Source organism: Pantoea allii (assembly GCF_002307475.1).
GTDB lineage: Bacteria > Pseudomonadota > Gammaproteobacteria > Enterobacterales > Enterobacteriaceae > Pantoea > Pantoea allii.
In genome coordinates, this window is record NZ_NTMH01000024.1 from 78,812 (window position 1) to 86,565 (window position 7,754).

The following is a 7,754-nucleotide window of genomic DNA, read 5'->3' on the forward strand; positions in this document are numbered from 1 at the left end:
AGGGCGTAAAAAAACCGCCTGGCGGCGGCTTTGACTACAGTAAAGAAGATCTTCACGTCAGATTAGAGCCATCTGCTCATTATTCAGCTGCGCAAGCCTTTCGGACAGTTTTATCTTCCCTTCAACTTTTTCAAGGGATGATGGCGACATGAAGCTAATCAGCTTATCAATATCTTTGGGTTCTTTAATAAGAACAAACTCTCTTGTCTTATTGATGAAAACAGCTGAATTTTTCTTTTTCGAAAGCAGCTCAATGACGTTGCTTAATGTGCCTGGACTTTTTGTGTCCCAGACCATGAGGCCACAGTCTGCTGCTTCTGCCATCTTGATATCTTTAGCTGTGTAGAACTCACGGGTACCGGGGCGATAGTCTGATTTGACGAGCTCCACGGGCCACGAACCGAAATTGTGCCGTGGTTGGGGATCACTGGTAAACACCGTTGCGGCACTGTAACCCAGTTGTTTAAGTTCAAGCTGTACGGAAGAATCAACGCCAGACGCGTCACCGACAACAACATCAAAATTCTTACCAACAATTTTTTTTAAACGCTCAACGATAAGCGGATCGAGTTTCTTGATGGTTATTGAGCCAGCAACGAACACTGTCGTCGTCATGATTATCTCCAGGTTAGCGCCGCGACGTAGATATTATCAATTTTATTATAGCCGCGTAGTGCCGCACAAGCAGCCTCCATTGATGCGCCGGTGTGGTAGAGGTCATCAATCACTAAAACATTCCACCGCCCCTCATTCTCGATAATCTCTTCACAGGAAAAGCTGTCAGTAATAGCGGCAACTTTTTGCTCTTTAGTATCAAGATTCTTGAGCGATACGCCGCCAGCAGCCTTGAGCAGCATAGTCGTGAAACAGGGAACACCGGCTAACTGCGCCAGCGCCACTTCGTTTACGGGTTGACGCGCCCGGACGTTAGACGCGGCCATAGGAACGATAAAACCGACATCTTCAAAGAGGGGATAGGCGTTATCATATAGGCACTGGGCCAGCGGCTGAACCTGATTCCAGTCCGAACGGTATTTAAGCTGAAATAAAGCCTCACCCACGTCTGTTCGGACGGTGTCATAAACGTTATGCCCGAACTCGTTCTGCCCTGTCACGACGCTGTACTTGCTGTGTTTGTCGAGAACAACACCTTTGTCCCAATTACCTGCTATGTCTTTTAAATTCACGTTCATCGTATGCACCTTCACATCGTTACAAGATGTGAATGAAGATATGCCTGTCGGGATAATTCTTAAATAAATCTTTAGTGTAATTGCAGTGGGACGATTCGGTAGAATCGGGGTTTTACCGAATCCGGCAAAAGATAGCTTCCTATAGTGTCCGCTTCTGGCACAAATTGGGCTCGCCAACAGATCGATATCCGCTTAAAAAACAAAGAAGATGACGTGTGCTCATCAATATGGGCGAATTAGAAACACTGGGACTTTTAGTCCCCTTGCTTACTCCCTGCTTTAATCTTTTATCTTCAATTATTTTGAGTTTTTACTCATATGGGTAAATGCTCATTCCCACCTTCCCAGTTGGTATTCAAATGAGTAAATGTTTTTGTGAGTAAATACTCATTTACATATTTACTCCTTTGTGTAAATGTGTAAAACCGCTTTGCAAACGTACTTAATACCCATATACTCATTTACTCATAGTTCCATTTTAGTTTTGACATAGGGTTTTGATGATATGAAGGTTATTTCTTTTTTGAATCCTAAAGGTGGGTCGGGTAAGACAACTGCTGTGATCAACGTCAGTACTGCGATGGCCAGAAGTGGATACAACATTGCTGTAGTTGATACCGACCCACAGATGAGCCTTACAAATTGGAGTAAGTCTGACAAAGCAACTTTTGATGTGTTCACAGCAGCATCTGAAAAAGACGTATACGGAATTCGTAAAGACCTCGCTGAATATGATTACGTTATCGTTGACGGAGCTGGTTCGCTATCCGTAATCACCTCTGCTGCGGTGATGGTAAGCGATCTTGTAATTATACCTGTGACACCTAGCCCTTTAGATTTCTCTGCTGCAGGTAGTGTTGTCACAGTTCTTGAAGCTCAAGCATACAGCCGAAAAGTTGAAGCCCGTTTTCTGATCACCCGAAAAATTGAGCAGGCAACCATGCTTAATGTGCTTAAAGAAAGCATTAAGGATACCGGGGTGAAAGGTTTTCGCACGGCAATAACTCAGCGCCAAGTGTATGTAAAATCTATCCTCGACGGGGACAGTGTGTTTGAATCTAACGATGGCGCAGCTAAGGGTGAGGTAGAAATCCTTACTAAAGAGATACTTAATACATTTGAGTAAATGAGTTTACACTCAAAAGCTCAAAAGCTCAAAAGCTCAAAAGCTCAAAAGCTCAAAAGCTCAAAAGCTCAAAAGCTCAAAAGCTCAAAAGCTCATTCATTTAGTCAGATCGTACCGTGGAGATTTACATGGCGCTTGAAAAGGCTCATAGCAGTAATAAAAAAATGACTTTTGGTGAAAACAGAGATCTCAAAAGGATAGTCACACAACCTGTTGTGTCAGGAAAAGTTAAACGGGTAAACGTTAACTTTGATGAGGAAAAGCATATAAGGTTCAAAGCCGCTTGTGCAAGAAAAGGAACGTCAATAACCGATGTCATCAATCATCTAGTAGATGGATGGCTTAAAGAAAACGAATAAAAGTCATCTCTTAATAAGATAAATGTTTGCCAACAAACAAACCCTTCAAAAGAACTGGGAATTTGTTAAATCTGTGAGGCCATTATGAACAGATTGTTTTTTATGATTGCGGGATTTATTGGACTCAGAAAGCTCACCGGAAAAGATAGAAAAAGTGCGGCTGAATGGGGTTTTTTACTAGGAATGGCGTGTATAGCTCCACTTTTGTTAGGGATTATTGAAAGTGTGATTGCCAAAGTGGTACTCCAGCTGTTTTGGGGCGTTTTTATCACCCGATCAGCTTTTCTGGCCAATGATACCTGGAAAAAGAACAAGCAGCAGCGCTGAAACTTGAGCTTAAGTTTCCGATGAACCTCTGCGCGCAGCTTAACGACAGTCTGAAAATTAATAATCAAGGCAGGCACCATGAGCAGCTTCAGCGATATCCGGCCGGTTAACATTACCCACGAAGGGTTTGACCGCAGCCACAATGGCCAGTATTTCCAGACCAAAGACCTAGATATGGAATACGGCATGGCCGATTACTGTATCTTTAACGGACAGCTCTACAGGAATGTCAGTGATGCCGGGGCAGAGGAGTCCGCCGCGGTGCCTGTGCCGCATACGGGCACAGTCGGTATCTACACATCGGTTAAAGAGTGCAATCAAAGCTGATTTACTGGGTGGAATACCAGCTCGTGTTTGAAGCAGGCAAACTCATGACCGTCGTGCTTATGGACAAAACGCTGCAGGAAGATCTGCGGGACCTCTCTAAACTTCGGCCGTCTAAACCGGCCAACAGGGTGGAAGTCACGATCAGCGTGAAAGAGCTGAGTGGGGAAAGACAGCGGGCATTTGCGGCCTCGCTGACGGACGAGAAACTGTCACGCATCCGCGATATTCTCGGCGAGCCGACGGCATCCATTTTCTTTCCCGCTGTACCCGCAGTGGCAGGGAATAATGATCAGTTCTTACGCTTCTCGTCAGTCATGACGGTGGCATCTGTGGTACAGAGCATGGAAGATTTACGAAGCGCCGCCGACGAAAACCTGAATGTAATCTCCCCCACAGGTGACAGGATTGTACTTATTGATGAGTTACACTCAAAATAAGGGTTCCACCGGTTCAGTCCTGATGATATGAAGTCTGAATGACGTTCGCACAGTCACCTTCTCTGTGCGCTGGTTCAGATTACCCGGGCAACCGGTATATCGCTCCAGCGCGTCGTCCACGCAGGTGACAGCATGTCCCGCTTCATCTTCCATTCGGTATCAATTCCCTGACCCGCAAACCATACCCGTCCCAGTCCTGACTGATTGATGCCGTCCAGCACCTGCATCAGTTGTGCGCTGTTGGCCCGCGGCCGGTTGTCGTCAAACAGGTTCAGCTGGCTGACGCCGTGAGGGGTGAAGTCGTCAAGCATGACGCCGGCCTTCATGTACCGGTGGCCATCAATCCAGATGCGGTCCAGCGCGCGCATGGCCACGCCGATAATGTCCCGCGTGTCCTGCGTGGGCAGGGTGAGGTTTTCCCCGGCAGTGTTGCCGTAGAACGTCTCGCCGACCGCATGCGGCGACGTCCGGACAAACACGCTGATGTGCCTGCAGTACTGGCGTTCACCCCGGAGCTTCTCGGCGGCGCGAGTTGCGTACTGGCAGAGTGCCTGCTGCATGGCCACTTTGGTGGTAATGCGTGAACCGAAACTGCGGCTGCAGACAATCTGCTGCTTTGCCGGCGGCATCTCCTCCAGGGGAATGCACGCCTCACCGTTCAGCTCGCGCACCGTCCTTTCCAGCACCACCGAAAAGTTCTTGCGGATAAAAGTGGGATGCGTGCGTGCCAGCTCGAGCGCGTTGGTGATGCCGAGCAGGTTCAGCTTTTTGCCGATGCGCCTGCCAACACCCCAGATTTCCTCAACGGGCTGGCGCATCAGCAGCGCCTCGGTCCGTTTCGGGTTACCGGGCGTCAGCGCCAGCACGCCCTTAAACTGGGGCCACTCTTTGGAGGCCCACTGGGCTGATTTTGCTAAAGTTTTACTGGGGCCGCTGCCGATCCCGATGGTCAGGCCGGTTCTGGCCAGCACATGAGCACGCAGCCGGTGACCGAAGTGCTCAAAGTCCTCACAGCCATCGATGCCGGTCAGGTCAAGGAAGCATTCATCGATTGAGTACTGTTCTGCGCGAGGGACCATTTCCTCCAGCGTTGACATGATCCTGACCGATAATGAATGATAAAGGGCGTAGTTTGAGCTGAAAATGTGAACCTTTTCAGGGAAATCCAGCGCTTTTAACTGAAACCACGGCACCCCCATTTTTATGCCCAGGGCTTTGGCCGCTTTGCTTCTTGCTATGACGCAGCCATCGTTGTTCGAAAGGACGACGACAGGTTTTCCCCGCAAATCAGGCCGGAAAAGGGCCTCACAGGACGCATAGAAGCTGTTGACGTCAGCCAGACCAAACATCGCCATATCTACCTCCGGCGCGCCTCGGTATTGTGGAAGAACCAGGTGACCACGCCCAGCAGGTGCAGCTCCTCCGGATAAATCACCGGATAGGCTGGGTTCATCGGGTGCAGCGCAATCTGTGGCTGCAGCTGCAGGCGCTTGACGGTGAACTCCCCGCTGACCTCCGCGATGACGATGTCACCGTGCGTGGCTTCTTTCGCGCGATCGACGACCATCACGTCCCCGTCATACAGCCCCAGGTCTTCCATGCTGCTGCCGCTGGCGCGTACGAAAAACGTGGCGGCCCGGTGGGTGATGCAGAGCTCGTTCAGGTCCAGCTCGGCCTCGACATAGTCGGTTGCTGGGGAGGGGAAACCGGCCGCGCAGCGTTCAACAAACAGCGGGATGCGCAACACGGGACGGATATCGGCAGGCCTGAATATCGTCAGCCCACCCCGGGAGTATGTCGCTTTCATGGCGCCGTTCTCCGGACTGAATGGCCTGAAGCCGGTGCGGCAGTGAATGATTCTGACATGATAAATCCCCCCTTAATAATGCTGTATATAAAAACAGTATTATTGAGCCGGAGTCGCATGGCAAGGGGAACCGGACACCTGGCAATTCAGGGGACGCTTATCTTACTGAGCAGGCTAATAATTTTTTTGTCAGGCAGTTTCAGTCAGGGGAGCGCGTAAGCAGTCGTTGCTGACATAAGTGAAATGACGCTTCCTCGACACGGCTGTTCGTTCCTCGCTCCGCTGCGGTACGCCTCAGCCATGTTCTGCGGCGAGCGTTGCCGGCTCACCTTTTAAGGGCGGTATTATCTGGCTGTGTGAACGTTGAACAGGGCAGGTGCATGAGGTCAGGCTTATTATGCGGGACAGACTGACTGTCACCCCTGCCGTGGCAGAAAAGCTGGGCCGCGTGTTTTACTCGCCCGGCTTCTGGATGGTCCGTCAGGCGATGTCGGAACTCAGGAAACTCAGTGAGGGGAGTTAAAAAAGCCCGGATAACCGGGCAAAAAGGACAAGTGACTACTCTTATGAGGCTTCTGGAAACTCACAGCACATTCATGATAAACAACGTACCGTGCAGTGGTACTCAAAAAATTTGTCAGTCTGTAAGAGGGCGTTACCGGCTTCATCTGCAGCCCTCTCCTGAGAGGACCGGGGTAAGACGCCGCTCCTGAATGTCATCTAGAACAGATACACTGTGCAGGTTTTTTAACTGAAGCATTCCATCTCATTTTAAAGCCTGCCGGTAATCAGAAAAAAATCACTGACGAAAAGCGCACGGCAAATATTGCGCTCAGGATGAAGTGCGCCAGAAAAATGGCAAAAGCGATGCCGCCGAGTAAGACACTCAGAAAGGAGTGCTTCTCCTTAAGGATGAACGTCAGGCCGGACAGCACCGCCAGTGAAAGCAGGGCCTGCAGTACATGACTCACCGGGATCACCCAGTAATGGCCTGCATATACACCCGCCTTGCTGATGGCCACAATCAGCGCGGTTCCACCGAATCCCCATCCCCAGAATGTTTTCGCCAGACTAAATTTTCCTGTCACAAGCGCCTTTAACATCGTCATTTCCCTGTCTTGACCCGGTTCGATCCGGGAAATTTAGCATTCAAAGACAGGCTCAACCAGAAACTTTCTGTGCTTCAGCGACGAAGGATGTCGCTGCGCTCCGCTTTTTTCCGGCGTCCCGCTTCGCCTGGCACCGGAGCGCCTCCCTTACTCATGAAGTGTTCTCTTCCTTTTTCCAGGGCCTGCACCGTGCCTTCACGTTAGCCGGGCCGCGTCGCCGTCAGGGGCGTCGTGCTCACCCGTTCCCCGCCGTGCGCGGGACATTCAGTCCGCTCCGGCGGCGCATGCGGCTTGCGCGTCCTCCCGTGACTGCTCCGCTTTTCGCCCGGCTGTTGTGGCGGCACGGCGCAGGTGAGGCCGTGCAACCACTGACTGAGGAGCAAATCATGCCCAGCCTGAGCAGCCCGCTGGAGTGGGGAGAAGAGAATGAGGACGGTCACGTCAGCGTGACCGGGCCGGACTGGATTATTAACAACGTCGGGCACTACGGTGGCTGACAGGAGGCGGCGGGGAAGCCCCGCCGGACAACGACATGAGAGAAATGACGGTACGTGAATTTAAGGCGCGCCTCGATGCCATCGGGGATGACGAGCTGTGCTGCGGCACCTTCTGGCTGACTGATGACTTCCTAAGCGTTGACCCGGCGCTGACGCGGGAAGAAATCGCAGCGGCGATGGATATTGCCGAAGACAACCATGACGCCAGCGAGGGATTCAACTGGTGGCATCTGGAACGGGCCATCAGCGAAATGAAAGTAAGCGTCACATCCACACCGTCTTCCATTTCTGCCCGTGTTTCCTACCATGGACACTTTCACGAACATGGACACTACCGTGGACAGAAACACGCCTTACATCAGCAGACCCTGGATCACTACAGCACTCAGCCTGCGGTTTAACGACGCCCTGACCTACCGTGAAATCGCTGAGCAACTGAACATCAGCACTTCCGCTACGCATAAAATGTTCAAGCGTTTTCGCCGTACGGGTATTAACTGGCCGCTGCCCGAAGACTACACGCCGGAACGGCTTGATGAGGAGCTTTACGCTTTCAATCTGGAAACGAATCT

General features: G+C 50.9%; 12 protein-coding genes and 1 pseudogene. 8 read left to right on the forward strand and 5 right to left on the reverse strand.

Features of this window, described 5'->3' with window-relative positions; all coding sequences use genetic code 11:
- Positions 1–57 precede the first annotated feature (57 nt).
- The gene (locus CMR03_RS08575; RefSeq protein WP_029571256.1) at positions 58–615 is read right to left on the reverse strand and encodes a hypothetical protein; all 558 of its coding nucleotides are present in this window, start codon (positions 613–615) and stop codon (positions 58–60) included.
- A gap of 2 nt (positions 616–617) precedes the next feature.
- Positions 618–1,193: a ComF family protein gene (locus CMR03_RS08580; protein WP_096011309.1), complete on the reverse strand. Its 576-nt coding sequence runs from the start codon at positions 1,191–1,193 to the stop codon at positions 618–620.
- A 505-nt stretch (positions 1,194–1,698) separates the two neighbouring features.
- Between CMR03_RS08580 and CMR03_RS08585 the strand changes: the two genes are divergently transcribed.
- From CMR03_RS08585 to CMR03_RS25500, 5 genes are all read left to right on the forward strand, one after another.
- On the forward strand, positions 1,699–2,319 hold the full coding sequence (locus CMR03_RS08585) for a ParA family protein (RefSeq protein WP_029571254.1): 621 nt from the start codon (positions 1,699–1,701) through the stop codon (positions 2,317–2,319).
- Between the two features lie 128 nt (positions 2,320–2,447).
- Entirely contained in the window at positions 2,448–2,678 is a 231-nt protein-coding gene (locus CMR03_RS08590) for a plasmid partition protein ParG (RefSeq protein ID WP_029571253.1), read from the forward strand.
- An 84-nt stretch (positions 2,679–2,762) separates the two neighbouring features.
- Positions 2,763–3,005, forward strand: a complete 243-nt coding sequence (locus CMR03_RS08595; RefSeq protein ID WP_029571252.1) for a hypothetical protein — start codon at positions 2,763–2,765, stop codon at positions 3,003–3,005.
- Between the two features lie 78 nt (positions 3,006–3,083).
- A complete protein-coding gene (locus tag CMR03_RS25495) occupies positions 3,084–3,332 on the forward strand; it encodes a hypothetical protein (RefSeq protein ID WP_244181355.1) in 249 nt (82 codons plus the stop codon).
- 44 nt (positions 3,333–3,376) lie between these two features.
- On the forward strand, positions 3,377–3,769 hold the full coding sequence (locus CMR03_RS25500; protein WP_244181356.1) for a hypothetical protein: 393 nt from the start codon (positions 3,377–3,379) through the stop codon (positions 3,767–3,769).
- 74 nt (positions 3,770–3,843) lie between these two features.
- Here the strand turns inward: CMR03_RS25500 and umuC are convergent, their stop codons facing one another.
- The 3 genes from umuC to CMR03_RS08620 all read right to left on the reverse strand — a co-directional run bounded on the left by umuC (position 3,844) and on the right by CMR03_RS08620 (position 6,679).
- Positions 3,844–5,118 carry a translesion error-prone DNA polymerase V subunit UmuC gene (umuC, locus tag CMR03_RS08605; protein WP_029571250.1) on the reverse strand — a complete coding sequence of 425 codons (1,275 nt, stop codon included), beginning with the start codon at positions 5,116–5,118 and terminating at the stop codon, positions 3,844–3,846.
- An 8-nt stretch (positions 5,119–5,126) separates the two neighbouring features.
- Positions 5,127–5,576, reverse strand: coding sequence for a translesion error-prone DNA polymerase V autoproteolytic subunit (gene umuD, locus CMR03_RS08610; protein ID WP_096011310.1), 450 nt, complete (start codon positions 5,574–5,576; stop codon positions 5,127–5,129).
- Between the two features lie 788 nt (positions 5,577–6,364).
- Complete coding sequence (locus CMR03_RS08620; protein ID WP_029571277.1) at positions 6,365–6,679, reverse strand: hypothetical protein; 315 nt, start codon at positions 6,677–6,679, stop codon at positions 6,365–6,367.
- A 395-nt stretch (positions 6,680–7,074) separates the two neighbouring features.
- Here CMR03_RS08620 and CMR03_RS25210 point away from each other — a divergent pair.
- The 3 genes and pseudogenes from CMR03_RS25210 to CMR03_RS24975 all read left to right on the forward strand — a co-directional run.
- A pseudogene (locus CMR03_RS25210) lies at positions 7,075–7,182 on the forward strand (DUF1281 domain-containing protein); the annotation flags it as partial.
- Positions 7,183–7,217: 35 nt separating this feature from the next.
- The gene (locus tag CMR03_RS25505) at positions 7,218–7,583 is read left to right on the forward strand and encodes a hypothetical protein (protein ID WP_242638520.1); all 366 of its coding nucleotides are present in this window, start codon (positions 7,218–7,220) and stop codon (positions 7,581–7,583) included.
- A partial coding sequence (locus CMR03_RS24975) for a winged helix-turn-helix transcriptional regulator (protein ID WP_244181357.1) occupies positions 7,507–7,754 on the forward strand: 248 nt, incomplete at its 3' end. The genes CMR03_RS25505 and CMR03_RS24975, both read left to right, overlap by 77 nt.

Coding starts and splice junctions, on each gene's coding strand:
- umuD (WP_096011310.1), bottom strand. CDS start 5,576: ATGAAAGCGACATACTCCCGGGGTGGGCTGACGATATTCAGGCCTGCC.
- CMR03_RS08595 (WP_029571252.1), top strand. CDS start 2,763: ATGAACAGATTGTTTTTTATGATTGCGGGATTTATTGGACTCAGAAAG.
- CMR03_RS25500 (WP_244181356.1), top strand. CDS start 3,377: ATGACCGTCGTGCTTATGGACAAAACGCTGCAGGAAGATCTGCGGGAC.
- CMR03_RS08575 (WP_029571256.1), bottom strand. CDS start 615: ATGACGACGACAGTGTTCGTTGCTGGCTCAATAACCATCAAGAAACTC.
- CMR03_RS25505 (WP_242638520.1), top strand. CDS start 7,218: ATGAGAGAAATGACGGTACGTGAATTTAAGGCGCGCCTCGATGCCATC.
- CMR03_RS08585 (WP_029571254.1), top strand. CDS start 1,699: ATGAAGGTTATTTCTTTTTTGAATCCTAAAGGTGGGTCGGGTAAGACA.
- CMR03_RS08580 (WP_096011309.1), bottom strand. CDS start 1,193: ATGAACGTGAATTTAAAAGACATAGCAGGTAATTGGGACAAAGGTGTT.
- CMR03_RS25495 (WP_244181355.1), top strand. CDS start 3,084: ATGAGCAGCTTCAGCGATATCCGGCCGGTTAACATTACCCACGAAGGG.
- CMR03_RS08620 (WP_029571277.1), bottom strand. CDS start 6,679: ATGTTAAAGGCGCTTGTGACAGGAAAATTTAGTCTGGCGAAAACATTC.
- CMR03_RS08590 (WP_029571253.1), top strand. CDS start 2,448: ATGGCGCTTGAAAAGGCTCATAGCAGTAATAAAAAAATGACTTTTGGT.
- umuC (WP_029571250.1), bottom strand. CDS start 5,118: ATGTTTGGTCTGGCTGACGTCAACAGCTTCTATGCGTCCTGTGAGGCC.